Source organism: Nocardia brevicatena NBRC 12119 (genome assembly GCF_000308495.1).
GTDB lineage: Bacteria > Actinomycetota > Actinomycetes > Mycobacteriales > Mycobacteriaceae > Nocardia > Nocardia brevicatena.
In genome coordinates this window covers 1-13967 of the sequence record NZ_BAFU01000065.1, presented here as the reverse complement: position 1 = coordinate 13967, position 13967 = coordinate 1, and the positions used below count along the sequence as shown (strand labels likewise).

Annotated in this window: 13 protein-coding genes; all 13 read left to right on the top strand. The window is 68.9% G+C overall.

Annotated features, from left to right (window positions below; translation table 11 throughout):
- Positions 1-171: 171 nt before the first annotated feature.
- Positions 172-753 carry a dihydrofolate reductase family protein gene (locus ON20_RS17460; protein ID WP_040836860.1) on the top strand — a complete coding sequence of 194 codons (582 nt, stop codon included), beginning with the start codon at positions 172-174 and terminating at the stop codon, positions 751-753.
- 7 nt (positions 754-760) lie between these two features.
- Positions 761-1882, top strand: coding sequence for a PHP domain-containing protein (locus tag ON20_RS17455; RefSeq protein WP_083865002.1), 1122 nt, complete (start codon positions 761-763; stop codon positions 1880-1882).
- Between the two features lie 120 nt (positions 1883-2002).
- Complete coding sequence (locus ON20_RS17450; protein ID WP_040836897.1) at positions 2003-3523, top strand: substrate-binding domain-containing protein; 1521 nt, start codon at positions 2003-2005, stop codon at positions 3521-3523.
- 174 nt (positions 3524-3697) lie between these two features.
- On the top strand, positions 3698-3823 hold the full coding sequence (locus tag ON20_RS39930; RefSeq protein ID WP_281032884.1) for a hypothetical protein: 126 nt from the start codon (positions 3698-3700) through the stop codon (positions 3821-3823).
- 7 nt (positions 3824-3830) lie between these two features.
- Positions 3831-6485 (top strand): sensor histidine kinase, encoded by a 2655-nt coding sequence (locus ON20_RS17445; RefSeq protein ID WP_083865001.1) that lies wholly within the window; start codon positions 3831-3833, stop codon positions 6483-6485.
- A gap of 64 nt (positions 6486-6549) precedes the next feature.
- Complete coding sequence (locus ON20_RS17440) at positions 6550-7254, top strand: response regulator (protein ID WP_040836895.1); 705 nt, start codon at positions 6550-6552, stop codon at positions 7252-7254.
- A 68-nt stretch (positions 7255-7322) separates the two neighbouring features.
- Positions 7323-7844: an OsmC family protein gene (locus ON20_RS17435; RefSeq protein WP_040836859.1), complete on the top strand. Its 522-nt coding sequence runs from the start codon at positions 7323-7325 to the stop codon at positions 7842-7844.
- A complete protein-coding gene (locus ON20_RS17430; protein ID WP_040836857.1) occupies positions 7841-8140 on the top strand; it encodes an acylphosphatase in 300 nt (99 codons plus the stop codon). Before ON20_RS17435 ends, ON20_RS17430 begins: the two co-directional genes overlap by 4 nt.
- Before the next feature lie 31 nt (positions 8141-8171).
- Positions 8172-8810 (top strand): hypothetical protein, encoded by a 639-nt coding sequence (locus ON20_RS17425; protein ID WP_245547288.1) that lies wholly within the window; start codon positions 8172-8174, stop codon positions 8808-8810.
- A 1-nt stretch (position 8811) separates the two neighbouring features.
- Positions 8812-9975 (top strand): glutathionylspermidine synthase family protein, encoded by a 1164-nt coding sequence (locus tag ON20_RS17420; protein WP_040836856.1) that lies wholly within the window; start codon positions 8812-8814, stop codon positions 9973-9975.
- A gap of 52 nt (positions 9976-10027) precedes the next feature.
- Positions 10028-10477 (top strand): DUF350 domain-containing protein, encoded by a 450-nt coding sequence (locus ON20_RS17415; RefSeq protein ID WP_040836853.1) that lies wholly within the window; start codon positions 10028-10030, stop codon positions 10475-10477.
- 151 nt (positions 10478-10628) lie between these two features.
- Positions 10629-11063 carry a DUF1707 SHOCT-like domain-containing protein gene (locus ON20_RS17410; RefSeq protein WP_040836851.1) on the top strand — a complete coding sequence of 145 codons (435 nt, stop codon included), beginning with the start codon at positions 10629-10631 and terminating at the stop codon, positions 11061-11063.
- 382 nt (positions 11064-11445) lie between these two features.
- Positions 11446-13967 (top strand): chromosome segregation protein SMC (gene smc, locus ON20_RS17405; protein ID WP_040836893.1); only part of this gene is annotated, 2522 nt, incomplete at its 3' end.

Sequence of the window (13967 nt, the reverse complement as noted above, 5' to 3'; positions counted from 1 at the left end):
TTCCGTTCGACGTCACAGGGTCGCTCTAGTGCCCGATGGCGAGTTACCGTTTTAACGGGCAAACCGGAAAGTGGCACGAGGGGGCGGTCCCGGAGGAGGCAGTCGAGGCCGCGGAGCACGCCCGTTCGTGTCCTGACGAACCGGACCATTCCGGTCGCCCGGGAAGGAGCCATGCGCAAGCTCACCTATTACGTCGCCGCGACCATCGACGGTTTCATCGCCACCGAGGACGGGGCCGTGGATTTCTTCCCGGTCGGTGGCGACCACAGTCCGGCCATCACCGCTCAGTATCCGGAAACACTGCCGACGAAGGTGCGCGAGGCCCTCGGCATCGATAAACGCAACGCCACTTTCGACACCGTGCTGATGGGCCGCAAAACCCACGACTTCGGCGTGCGCACCGGCACCTCGAGCCCGTACGCGCATCTGCGCCAGTTCGTGGTGTCCACCACCCTGCCCGAGAGCCCGGACCCGGCGGTAGAGCTGATCCCGGCCGACCCCGTCGGCCGGGTGCGGGAACTCAAACGAGAACCCGGACTGGGGATCTGGCTGTGTGGCGGCGGTGAACTGGCCCAAGCGCTGCTGCCGGAGATCGATCAGCTCTTCCTCAAGCTGTATCCGATCGTGCTCGGGCGGGGACGGTCATTGTTCGGGACCGGTCGGCGGCTGCCCGAACCGGAGCGGTTCCGGGTGGTCACCAGTCAGATGTTCGACGACGGTGTCGTGTTCGTGAAATACGCCCGGGCCCGCTGATACCGGCATGGGCAACGGTGGCGAGGACGTATCGTCCGGTCCGACCGCGGGACCGGACGACGACGGTCCCGGCGGCACGGCCGGGAGTCCGGCCGCTGATCCACGGCCTCCCGACCCGATCGCGGCCCTGCGGGAAATCGGTTTCTGGTTGGAGTGGGCCCGAGAGTCGACCCATCGGGTACAGGCGTACCGGCGGGCCGCCGATACCCTGGCCGGGCTGACCGACGAAGAATTGGCTCGGCACCGTGAGGTCGATAGTTGGCGGGAACTATCCGGTATCGGCCCGAAGACTGCCGCTGTGATCGAACAGGCATATGCGGGCCGGGTGCCCGAGTACCTGTGCGAGCTGCGCACCGCGGCCCGTCCGATCAGACCGGAGGGTCGCCCACTGCGCACCCTGCTGCGGGGCGATCTGCACACCCATTCCAACTGGTCGGACGGCGGTAGTCCGATCGTCGAGATGATGGCCTGTGCCCGGTCGCTCGGGCATGAATACTGTGCGCTCACCGATCATTCGCCGCGGCTCACCATCGCCAATGGCCTGCCGGCGCGGCGTTTGCGCCGCCAACTCGAGATGGTCGCCGAGCTGAACGCCGAACTCGCCCCCTTCCGCGTCCTCACCGGTATCGAGGTCGATATCCTCGCCGACGGGGGGCTCGACCAGGACGCCGAGCTCCTCGCCGAACTGGATATCGTTGTGGCGAGCGTGCATTCGCGGTTGCGCGACGACCACGACACGATGACCCGCCGCATGGTGTCCGCGGTGGCGAACCCGAATGTGGACATCCTGGGTCACTGCACCGGCCGGCTGGTGGAAGGAGGGCGCGGCACCCGCCCGGAATCGGTGTTCGACGCCGAGGCGGTGTTCGAGGCCTGCCGCCGCCATGGTACGGCGGTCGAGATCAACAGCCGCCCGGAGCGGCGGGGTCCGCCCGGGCGGCTGATTCGGCTCGCGGTCGAGACAGGCTGTGATCTGGCCATCGACACCGACGCGCACGCCCCCGGCCACCTCGACTGGCAGGGGTACGGGTGCGCTCGCGCCGTGGCAAACGGTGTACCGCCGGCCCGGATCATCAACACCTTCCCCGTGGACGGTCTGCTGGAGTGGACTGGCAGCCGCGGGAGCTGACTGGCACGGCCGTCGGTGTTCGGGTTTACTGGCTGTCGAATAGTCTTGGTGCCCGCGCTGATTCGGTGATCGGCGGCCGAAAGTTCGGGTGCGGTGTCCGGATCCGGGGATGGGGAACTGGTGGGCGACGCTGTGAATATCGTGCTCGCGATCATCGGTATCGCGGTGCCGGTGGGGGCATTCCTCTGGGAGTTCGTATTCGTCGGACGTAAACAGCTCGGCTGGCGCGTGCAGATGGATACTCCGGTCACCGGTGAGATCGAATCGGTGTACCCCGGCGTGCTGCCACAGTTGCGCCCGACCGGTGACGGGAGCGGCCCACCGTTGCGAGATCTGTCGGTGGTCCTGATTCGGATCGAGAACAACGGCGCTACCAGTATCGATGCCGAGGATTACGCGGGGCCGTCGAACGCGAGGGTCGGCCTGCACCTGCGTTTCCCGCAGCGGCGGGTCATCGGGATGGCGGTCACCGAGCTGAGCGATCCGGGCCTCGGAGACTGTTTGGACCCCGCCTCCGGTATCGGTGTGCGCGAGGACACCGACACGCGTACCGGCATGATCGATCTGCCGAAGGTGCCGTTGAACCGGGCCGATCACTACAAGATCCTGGCGATTCTGCAGCGCTCGGCCGGGTCGGGGATATACCCGGACCCTCAGCTGCACGGCCTGATCAAGGGTGGTCGGATCGTCTTGACCCAGAGTCGGAGCCGGGTGTCGCTGCTCATGATGGCGCTCGTCGCGTTCCTGGTGCTCGTGATCGGCGCGCAGTTCGTCGTCGCCGCCGTCGAACCGGATCGGCTGCCGTTGGGCTGTGCGACCGGTGAGCTCACGGTGATCGGCTCCACGGCGTTCGCGCCGGTCATCCGGGATGCCGCGGACAGGTACGCCACCACATGCCCCGGTGCGCGCTTCGAGTTCGACTTCGAGGGCAGCGAGCTCGGTATGAACCGGCTCGAGGACGAGGGCGCCGAACACCCCGGCCTGCTGGTGATCGGGGACGCCCCCAAGGGGGGCGACTATCCGACGCTGGTGCAGCGGCCGTTGGCGCTGTCACTGTTCGCGATGGTGGTGCATCCGAGTACCGGCGTCCGGGACCTGACGGTCGAGCAGATCCGTGACCTGTTCCTGGGCCGGGTCGACAATTGGAACCGGCTCGGGGGTGCCGACCTGCCGGTGCGGGTGATCAACCGATACGCCGGTTCGGGCACCCGCTATACGTTCGAGGCTCGGCTGCTCGACGCCCAACAGCCGCCCACCCCGGATATCACCTGTCGGGACCTGCGACGCGGGACCGGGCCGGGGCGCTGTCAGGTGGCGGTGAGCGAGAATGTGCTCACCGAGGTGGCGGCGACACCCGGCGCCATCGGCTACAGCGAGTTCGGCACCGCTTCGGCGACCTCCGGGGTGGTGACCGTGACGATCGGTGGACACCGCGCCGACCGGGCCACGGTCACCGATCGCGCCTATCCGTTCTGGGGTGTGGAGTACGCGTTCGGTCACGGCGATTTTCCGGCCGGATCACTGGGAGCCGGTTTCCTGCGGTTCCTCACCCACGACACCGGTCAGGACGTGGTACGGGCCCACGGCAACACGCCCTGTGCGGAACTGGCCGATCCGTCGCTGTGCAGTCCCCGGCGATGACCTCGCCTTCCCCAGGTCACGAGGCTCGCGGTGGTACACATCACCGTCGCCGAAGCGTCAAGACCCCGTAAAGATCCGTCTCGCGCCGTGGTCGCACGGGTAGAAACAGGAGACCGGCCAGACGGAAACACTCCGGCGCAACCGGTCGTTGTATCGGATGCGGAGAGGATTGCGATGTCGCTGGTGACATGTGCGCTGATCGTCGGTTTCATCTGCGCCGCCCTGCTCATCCGGGCCGCGGGCACGGCCGCGGCCGCTCGGGATCGCCGGGTACGGGTGGCGGTGCGCAGCAGGCGATGACGGCACGGTGAGGCGCGGCAAACTACGGATCTACCTCGGCGCCGCTCCCGGGGTCGGTAAGACCTATGCCATGCTCGCCGAGGCGCACCGCAGGATCGAACGCGGCCGTGACGTGGTAGCGGCCGTGGTGGAGACGCACGGTCGGGCCAAAACGGCGGAACTCCTGGCCGGTATCGAACGGATACCGTCGAAGACTGTGCGCTATCGGGGTGCCGAATTCGGTGAACTCGATGTCGAGGCGGTGCTGCGGCGCCGCCCGGCGGTGGTACTGGTCGACGAACTGGCCCATACCAACGTCCCCGGCAGTGCGCACGACAAGCGCTGGCAGGACATCGAAGAGCTGCTCGACGCGGGGATCGATGTCATCTCCACGGTGAATATCCAGCATCTGGAAAGCCTCAACGACGTGGTTGAACAGATCACCGGGGTGCATCAGCGCGAAACCGTACCGGACGCGGTGGTACGCCGCGCCGAGCAGATCGAACTGGTCGACATCACACCCGAGGCCCTGCGCCGGCGGCTCTCCCACGGCAATGTCTACGCCGCCGAACGGGTCGATGCCGCGCTGCGCAACTATTTCCGGCCCGGCAATCTCACCGCCCTGCGCGAGTTGGCCCTGTTGTGGCTGGCCGACCAGGTCGATGCGGCGCTGGCGAAATACCGGGCCGACCATCACATCACCGAACTGTGGGAGGCGCGCGAACGGGTGGTTGTCGCGGTCACGGGCGGGCCCGAGTCGGAGACCGTGGTCCGTCGGGCCGGACGGATCGCGAGCAAGTCCAGTGCCGACCTGCTGGTCGTGCACGTGGTGCGCGGCGACGGGCTTGCCGGGGTGTCGACCGAGCGTCTGGCCCGGCTGCGGGAACTGGCCACCGGCCTGGGCGCGTCCCTGCACACGGTGACCGGCGACGACGTGCCCGAGGCGCTGCTGGAGTTCGCGCGCGAGGTCAACGCCACCCAGCTGGTGCTCGGAACCTCGCGGCGCTCACGCTGGGCGCGGGTGCTCGACGAGGGCATCGGCACCGCGGTGGTGCAGCAGTCCGGCAAGATCGACGTGCACATGGTCACCCATGAGGAGGCGGGGCGGCGCGGTCTGCGGCGGCGTTCCTTCACCACGCACCGTCGCCTGTGGGCGTGGGTCGCGGCGGTCGCGGTGCCCGCCATGGTCTGCGGCCTCGGTATCGCCATCCTGGACCCGGTGCTCGCGCTCGGCGGGCTGAGCGCGGTGTTCTTCGTGGGGGTCGTCGCGGTGGCGCTGCTCGGCGGTGTCGCTCCCGCCGCGGTCTCCGCGTTGTTGGCGGGACTGCTGTTGAACTGGTTCTTCGCCCCGCCGCGCCGCAGCTTCACCATTGCCGACCCGGACAGTTTCATCACCATTGTGGTGCTGCTCATCGTCGCCGTCGCGGTCGCCGCGCTGGTGGATATGGCGGCGGCACGCGCCGGACAGGCCCGCAAGGCGTCGCGGCAGGCCCAACTGCTGACCATGTTCGCCGGCGCGGTACTGCACGGCGCGGACCTGCCGAAGCTCTTGGAGCAGGTACGCGAGACCTACGGTCAGCGCGCGGTCGCCCTGGTGGCCGGCGATACGGTGCATGCCTCTGTCGGTTCGGACCCCCCGCGCGACCCCGCGGCCGCCGAGACCGCGGTCGAGGCGGGCGACGGGTTGCACTGGTTGCTGCTCTCCGGGCGTCCGCTGGCCCCGGGAGACCGCCCCGTGCTCGCGGCCGTGGCCAATCAGGCGGTGGGCCTGGTGCGTCAGGCCCTGCTGGCCGAAGAGGCCGGTGCCGCGGCGGCGTTGCTGGAGGCCGACCGGTTGCGGCGCGCGTTGCTGGAGGCCGTGGGCCACGATCTGCGTACGCCGCTGGCGGGCGCCAAGGCCGCGGTATCGAGCCTGCGCAGCGACGAGGTGGAGTTCTCGGCCGAGGACACCGCCGAACTCCTGGAGACCGTGGAGGAATCGGTGGACCAGCTCACCGCCCTGGTCGGCAACCTGCTGGATTCGTCGCGGCTCGCGGTCGGGGTGGTGACCCCGCAGCTGCGCCGGGTGTACCTGGACGAGGTCGTGCACCAGGCGCTCATCGGTGTCGGGATGGGTGCCCGGGGACTGCGCCGGGCGGCGATGGAACGGGTGAGCGTCTCGGTCGGCGCGCACGCGGTCCGCGCCGACGGCGGTCTGCTGGAACGGGTGTTGGCCAACCTGATCGATAACGCGCTGCGGCATTCCCCTCCGGGCACGCCGGTGCGGGTCACCGCCGAGCGCGACGGTGAGCAGGTTCTCATCGCCGTCATCGATAGCGGTCCCGGCGTTCCGGACGGGGCGGAGGATCGGCTGTTCGAGCCGTTCCAGCGGCTCGGGGATCGAGACAACACCACCGGTATCGGACTCGGTTTGACGGTGGTGCGCGGGTTCGTGGAGGCGATGTCGGGCACCGTCCATGCCGAACCGACCCCCGGCGGGGGATTGACCATGCTGGTGGAGCTACCGGCCGCGGATTCCGTGCCGCCGCGGTCCGCCTCGGATGCGCCCGATACCGCGTGCGCGGGGGCCGTCGATACCGCGCCCGCCGATGGGTCGGCATCGCCGGGCGCCGTCCGCTCCGCCGGCTCCGCCGACCGCGCATCGTCCCCCTCGAGAGGCGCACATGACGACGCCCACCGTTGACCGCACCGTCGCACCCGTCGGGGACGGTACGGTCGGCATACCTTCGCCGAAACAGGAAACTGTGATGACCGAGACCTCACCGGGACCGACGACCAGGGTGCTGGTGGTCGACGACGAACCGCAGATCGTGCGTGCGCTGCGTATCAACCTGTCGGTGCGTGGTTACGAGGTGCATATCGCCGGCACCGGAACCGCGGCGTTGCGGATCGCCGCGGACAGGCATCCGGATGTGGTGATCCTCGACCTCGGTCTACCGGATATGGACGGGTTCGAGGTGCTGGCCGGACTCCGCGGCTGGACCTCGGTGCCGGTGATCGTGCTCTCGGCCCGTACCGATTCCGCGGACAAGGTCGAGGCGCTCGACGCCGGCGCGGACGACTACGTCACCAAACCCTTCGGCATGGACGAACTCCTCGCCCGGCTGCGCGCCGCGGTGCGGCGGGGCGCCACCGACGCGCCGCCCGCGGAGCCGGTGGTGGTCACGGCCTCGTTCACCGTCGACCTGGCCGCCAAACAGGTGATCCGCAACGGCGTTCCCGTGCATCTGACGCCCACCGAGTGGGGCATGCTCGAGATGCTGGTTCGCCACCGCGGCAAACTTGTCGGGCGCCGGGAGTTGCTGCGCGAGGTGTGGGGGCCGTCGTATGCCACCGAAACGCATTACCTGCGGGTGTATCTGGCGCAGCTGCGGCGCAAACTCGAAGACGACCCGTCCCGACCCAAGCACCTGCTCACCGAGGCCGGGATGGGGTATCGCTTCCAAGAATGACCGCGGCGCCCACGGCCGGCGCACGGCGGGCGAACAGGTGCCGCTTTCCGGATGGCAGGATCGGAGCCATGGCCGAACACACCGCCACCCCAGTGACAACAGATACCGCCGCGCCGACCGCCGGTGCGGGACCGTCCGCGACACCCGCGCCCGGTCCCACCACGTTGTGGGTGGAACGCACCGGAACCAGGCGCTATACCGGCCGCAGCTCCCGCGGTGCCGAGGTGTTGATCGGGTCGGAGGGTGTTCCCGGTGTCTTCACACCCGGCGAACTGCTCAAGATCGCCTTGGCCGCGTGCACCGGTATGAGCTCGGATTTCCCGCTCTCGCGCCGGCTGGGTGACGACTACGACACCACCATCCGGGTCTCCGGCGCCGCCGATCGGGAGAACGAGGTCTACCCGCAGTTGGACGAGGTTGTCGAACTGGATCTGAGCGAGCTCGACGAACAGGCGCGGGAGCGGCTGCTGGTGACCGTCCAGCGCGCCGTCGACAAGGTCTGCACCGTGGGCCGGACCCTGAAGGCGGGTACCACGGTGACGTTGTCGTTCGATATCGATACCCTCGACGAGCGCGAGACACCCGCGTGACGCCCCTTCCGTCGAGCGACGCGGAAACCGTCCGGCTCGCCGCCTGGGTGCACGGGCTGGTCCAGGGTGTGGGTTTCCGTTGGTGGACCCGCTCCCGGGCACTGGAACTGGGTCTGGTCGGGCATGCCACCAATACCGCCGACGGACGGGTGCGGGTGGTCGCGGAGGGACCGCGGTCCGCGGCCGGAAGGTTGCTCGAGTTGTTGCGATCCGGCGAAACCCCCGGTCGGGTGACTCTGGTTGTGGAAAGCTGGGAGCCCGCGCGGGGAGATCTGCGTGGATTCGAGGAGCGGTAGTGCAGGGTTCGGTGACTCGGGGGAGGCGGCGATGAGCGACCAGTACCCAGGTGCGGATGGTCCGCAGGACCCGAATAGCGGTGGTACGTCGGGCGGGGACGAGCCCCGGCCGGATCAACGGCCACCGGGACCGCCGGAACAGCCGCCGGGCAGTATCGAACGCCAGGAGCCAGGTGTCACCCGCCCACGCCCGCCGACGGTCGCCGAGGCGCGGGCCAGGGACAAGGCCCGCAGACGTGCCGAGGAGGCGGCCCGGGCCGAGGAGGCGGCGGAGCAGGCCAAACGGCGCACCCGCAAGCGGGTGATGATGGGCGGGGCCGCCGTGGTCGGTGTCGCCGCGCTGGTGGGGGGCGGCTATCTCGCCTACCGGGCGATCGCCGCTCCGGACCGGGTCACCGCCTACTGCACCGTGCTCGATGAGAAGGGCAACGAGGTCGTCGTGGACGACGACTACTGCGAGCGGGCTTCGCGCTCCGGTTCCACCGGGGTCGGCGGGATCCTGCTGCTGCACGGGACGCAGTACCGGTACTACTACGGCGGCCCCAATACGATCGGCAAACCGCCCACCGGCGGCACCACCGTCAAACCCAAGAGTGCCGAGATCAAGACCAAGAGCGGAATGGTGATCCAGCGCGGTGGGCTCGGCAGCCGGTCCGGCGGGAGCACCTGATATGCGTCGTGTCCGCGCGAACCCCAGGCCGGGGTGGCAACAGACCATCGAGAACCAGGGACTGGTGTACGGCGCGCCGGGTCGGGACGCGAGTGGGCAGCCGCGACCCTACTGGGACGAGTCGGTGTACTACGAGTTCGAGATGGACGAGATCCTCGCGCTCGAGGCCGCTGTCGAACTGCTGCACACCATGTGCCTGAAGGCGGTCGAACAGATCGTGCTCACCGAGCGGTTCGCCGATTTCGGCCTGCCCGAATGGAGTTGGGGTCCGATCACCGAATCCTGGCGGCGTGCCGATCCGCACGTCTACGGACGGTTCGACCTGCGCTACGACGGCCGTCGTCCTCCCACACTGCTCGAGTACAACGCCGATACCCCGACCTCGCTGTTGGAAGCGGCTATCGTACAGTGGCATTGGCTCACCGATGTGTACCCCGATGACGACCAGTGGAATTCGCTGCACGAACAGCTGGTGCAGCGTTGGCGTTCGCTGCGGGAGGTGCTGCCCGGCAGCCATCTGCATTTCAGCTGGTCGAGTGCCGACGCCACCGGTGAGGACAATGTCACCACGGCCTATCTGCAGGAGACCGCGGCCGAGGCCGGGTTCGACACCGTCGCGCTGCCTATCGAGGAAGTCGGCTTCGATACCGAGCTGGGGCGGTTCGTGGACCTGGCCGAGGCGCCGATCGAATCGATTTTCAAGCTGTATCCCTGGGAATGGGCGCTCGACGACGAATTCGGCAGGCGGGTGGTGGACAGTCTGCCGGAGGTGCTGTGGATCGAGCCGCTGTGGAAGACCCTGCTCAGCAACAAGGCGATTCTGGCCGTGCTGTGGGAGATGTATCCCGGTCACCCGAATCTGCTGCCCGCCTACCTGGATCGCCCGAATGAGCTGACCGAGTACATCAAGAAGCCGAAACTCGGGCGCGAAGGCGCGAATATGACGATCGTGGGCGCCGGAATGGAAACCTCCACCGGTGGGGTCTACGGCGAAGAGGGCTATGTGTATCAGCTGCTCGATCCGCTGCCGGTCTTCGACGATATGCGTCCGGTGCTGGGCGCCTGGATCGTCGGTGACAGCGCCGCCGGGCTTGGGATCCGCGAGACCGCGGGCCTGATCACCGATGACGGTGCCGCCTTCGTACCGCACCGAATCGTCACCTGAGGGCGCCACCGGGCTCCCCTCTCGTTCTCGTCACTCCTCGGAAGGGACATAGATGACCGCACTCGCCCTCGAATCGGGCTACTGGAGTTCGCTGGGTGAGGGCGTGGGGGCGATTCTCCTCTACGCTCTCATCGGTCTGGTGCTGATGTTGATCGGCTTCTTCGCCATCGATGTGACCACCCCGGGCCGGCTGCGCGATCTGGTGCTGGAGGGCAAGCCGAACGCCATCATCGTGGCGGCCGCTGGGATGGTGAGTATGGCGCTGATCGTGGTGTTGGCGATCTTCTCTTCGGGGGGCCGGCTGTTGGAGGGGCTCATCGCCGCGCTGATCTTCGGTCTGGTCGGCATTGTCGCGCAGGTGGTCTCGGTGCGGGTGGTCGAGCGGGTGGCCGGTGTCGATATCGGCGCCGTGCTGCACGCGGACGGCTATACGACCGAGGTGTTGGTGGTCGCGGCGGCGCATTTCGCGCTCGGGCTGGTCATCGCCTTCGCGATCCTCTGAGCCTGTCGCCGGACGTCTCGGCCCGGTTCGGCGGCGGCTCGGGAGTTCCGGTCGGATCGTCAACCACGACACCTTGACATCCCATAGTGGAAGGACCATTCTGGTTGCATTCCACTATGGAGCGTGGACCTGTCTCGAGGGAGTGGTGGTTATGGATATCTCGTCGGGCACCCGGGCCTCCGATGCCGAACGTGATCAGGTGGTGCGTCTGCTCGGCAGGCATATGGCCGACGGCCGGATCGAGATGGCCGAATACGACCAGCGGGTCGCGCAGGTCTACCGCACGCCGACCCGTGAGGCGCTGACGCTGGTTCTATCGGATCTGCCCACGCCGGCCGTCGAATCCACCGGTCTCGACAAGAGCTCCCCCCGGCGGCGGCCCCGTATCCCGATCTGGCAGCGGATCGAAGCGGGCGCTTGGCTGTCGGTGAGTGCGCTGGTGCTCCTGATCTGGGCCGCCATCTCGATCGGGGTCGGCGAGTTCACCTACTTCTGGCCGTTCTGGGTGATCGTCCCGTGGGGCGTTGTCCTGGCATTCCGCGCCGTCACCGGTATCGAAGCCGGTTTGGGGAGACGGCGGGCCTGAACCGTATCGCCCGAGCTACCGAGTTCTTCCGAAACACCCCAGGGCTGTCCCGTAGGCCGCAGGCGCGGCGGCGCCGGGACCAGGGGATGGACCCGAACCTGTCCCGATACTCCGGTCGCATAACATCGCTGTCTATACCATTCGCCGTGGTGGCCGGGGCCGCCTCGGGTCCGGACCGACCGGAGCGGTGAGCGGAGGGAAATCGAGACAGCCGATACTCGACCCCTGCCCTCGCGGAAGCCTCACCTCGGTGGTCGGAATCCGGACCGACCGGAGCGACGTCGCGTCGGCGGCGGTGCGGAGGGAGGGAAGGCCCGAGGCCACGAGGGCCCCGACCCGCGCCGTCGAAGGCGGCGCCATCGAACACAGAAGGGTCGCCGGATTGCACTTGAAGAGCTTGACGTTGAAGGGCTTCAAGTCCTTCGCGTCCGCGACGACACTGCGGTTCGAACCGGGCATCACCTGCGTGGTCGGGCCCAACGGCTCCGGTAAGTCCAATGTCGTCGACGCGCTCACCTGGGTGATGGGGGAGCAGGGCGCCAAGGCGCTGCGCGGCGGCAAGATGCAGGACGTCATTTTCGCCGGCACGGCCGGCCGGGCGCCGCTGGGCCGCGCCGAGGTCACCCTCACCATCGACAATTCCGACGGCGCGCTGCCCATCGACTACGCCGAGGTGTCCATCACCCGGCGGATGTTCCGCGACGGTGCGGGCGAATACGAGATCAACGGCAGCTCCTGCCGGCTGATGGACGTCCAGGAACTGCTCAGCGACTCCGGTATCGGCCGGGAAATGCACGTGATCGTCGGCCAAGGCCAACTCTCGGCCATCCTGGAATCACGCCCCGAGGACCGCCGCGCCTTCATCGAAGAGGCCGCGGGCGTCCTCAAACACCGCAAACGCAAGGAAAAAGCTCTCCGCAAACTGGAGGCCATGCAGGCCAACCTGGCCCGACTCACCGACCTCACCACCGAGCTGCGCCGCCAGCTCAAGCCGCTGGGGCGCCAGGCCGAGGTCGCACGCCGCGCCCAGACCGTCCAGGCCGACCTGCGTGACGCTCGGCTGCGCCTGGCCGCCGACGACCTGGTCACCCGGCGCGCCGAGCTGGAAAGCCAACAGAGCAAGGAAGCCTACGCCCGGGAACAGCAGATCACGGTGCGGGCGGAGCTGGACGCCGCCAATGCCGCGCTGACCGAGCAGGAGTTCGAGCTGTCCCGGCTCACCCCCAGCGCGGAGGCCGCGGGCCGGCTGTGGTTCCAGCTGTCGGCGCTGGCCGAACGGGTCAACGCCACCATCCGCATCGCCCGCGAGCGGGCCCGGCACCTCGACACCGCCGCCCCGGCCGGTACCGGCCGCGATCCCGAACAGCTCGAGGCCGAGGCCGACCGGGTGGAGGCCGAGGAGGCCGAGCTCCGTGCGGCGGTGGAGATCGCGATCGAAACCCTGGAATCCGCCCGCGACGCCCTCGCCGAACGCGAGCGCGCCGCCAAGGCCGCCGAGCAGGCGCATCTGGCCGCCGTCCGCGCCATCGCCGACCGCCGTGAGGGCCTGGTCCGCCTTTCCGGGCAGGTGGAGAACATGCGCACCAGGGCCCAATCGATGGATGCGGATATCGCTCGGCTGTCCACGGCCATCACCGAGGCCCGGGCCCGCGGCGAGGACGCGCAGGTGGAATACGACGCCGTCCAGGACGAGCTCGCCGAACTCGACGCGGGCGAGGCCGGACTGGACGCTCAGCACGAACATGCCGTCGAGGCCATGGTCCTGGCCGATCAGCGGGTCGCCGAACTCCGTGCCCAAGACCGGGATGCCGGCAAACGGGTCGCCTCATTGACCGCCCGCATCGATGCGCTCCGGATGAATCTGGCCCGCGGCGACGGCGCCGCCTGGCTCGCCGAGCACCACTCCGACGGACTGCTGGGCCCGTTGTCCGGGCTGCTCCGGGTGCACGCCGGTTTCGAGGCCGCCGCGGCCGCGGTCCTGGGGCCGGTCGCCGACGCCGTGGCCGCCGAATCCGGTACCACCGCCTACACCGCCGTTCGCGACCTCAAACAGGCCGACGGCGGACGCGCGGCGCTGGTCTACGGCAGCGCCGCCGGTTTCGCCGAGTCGGAGATTCCGGAACTGCCGGCGACGGCGCACCGGCTGGTCGACGTGGTGGACTGCCCGGACTCGGTGCGCGCCGCCATCGTGGCCCTCACCGACCGGGTCGTCGTGGTGGACGATCTGGATGCCGCCGCCGATCTGCTGGTCGCGCATCCGACTCTGCGGGCGGTCACCCGCGACGGCGACCTGGCCGGGTCCGGCTGGCTCATCGGTGGTTCCGATCGGGCCCCCAACCGGTTGGAGATTCAAGCCGATATCGATGCGGCCGAGGCGGAACTGGTCGCGGCCCGCCGGCATGCCGAGGAACTGGAGGCGGCTCTGGCCGGGGCGCTCGAGGAACAGGCCGAACGCAAGGAGGCCGTCGACCACGCCCTGCTCGCCTTGTATGAATCCGATCAGGCGTTGGTGGCCATCTACGACCGACTCGGCCGCCTCGGCCAGGCCGCCCGCACCGCGCAGGCCGAATGTGAACGGCTCACCACGCAGCGAGCGCAGGCCGAGACGGGCCGAGAGGAGGCGGTGACCGCGCTCGCCGAACTCGAGGACCGGCTGCGCCACGCCGAACGGGAACAGGATGGTATCGACGCCGACGGTCTCGGTGCGGCCGGTACCGAATCCGCCGCCCAGGCCCGGGAGGAAGCCGCCGCCGCCCTGGCCGAGGCGCGCGCCATAGAGGTGGAGGCCCGGCTCACCGTGCGCACCGCCGAGGAGCGGGCGGAATCGGTGCGGGGTAAGGCCGATTCGCTGCGCCGCGCCGCCCGAATCGAACGCGAGACCCGCGCCCGCGCCGAGCGGGCCCA

Coding starts and splice junctions, on each gene's coding strand:
- ON20_RS17460 (WP_040836860.1), top strand. CDS start 172: ATGCGCAAGCTCACCTATTACGTCGCCGCGACCATCGACGGTTTCATC.
- ON20_RS17455 (WP_083865002.1), top strand. CDS start 761: ATGGGCAACGGTGGCGAGGACGTATCGTCCGGTCCGACCGCGGGACCG.
- ON20_RS39930 (WP_281032884.1), top strand. CDS start 3,698: ATGTCGCTGGTGACATGTGCGCTGATCGTCGGTTTCATCTGCGCCGCC.
- ON20_RS17440 (WP_040836895.1), top strand. CDS start 6,550: ATGACCGAGACCTCACCGGGACCGACGACCAGGGTGCTGGTGGTCGAC.
- ON20_RS17435 (WP_040836859.1), top strand. CDS start 7,323: ATGGCCGAACACACCGCCACCCCAGTGACAACAGATACCGCCGCGCCG.
- ON20_RS17425 (WP_245547288.1), top strand. CDS start 8,172: ATGAGCGACCAGTACCCAGGTGCGGATGGTCCGCAGGACCCGAATAGC.
- ON20_RS17420 (WP_040836856.1), top strand. CDS start 8,812: ATGCGTCGTGTCCGCGCGAACCCCAGGCCGGGGTGGCAACAGACCATC.
- ON20_RS17415 (WP_040836853.1), top strand. CDS start 10,028: ATGACCGCACTCGCCCTCGAATCGGGCTACTGGAGTTCGCTGGGTGAG.
- ON20_RS17410 (WP_040836851.1), top strand. CDS start 10,629: ATGGATATCTCGTCGGGCACCCGGGCCTCCGATGCCGAACGTGATCAG.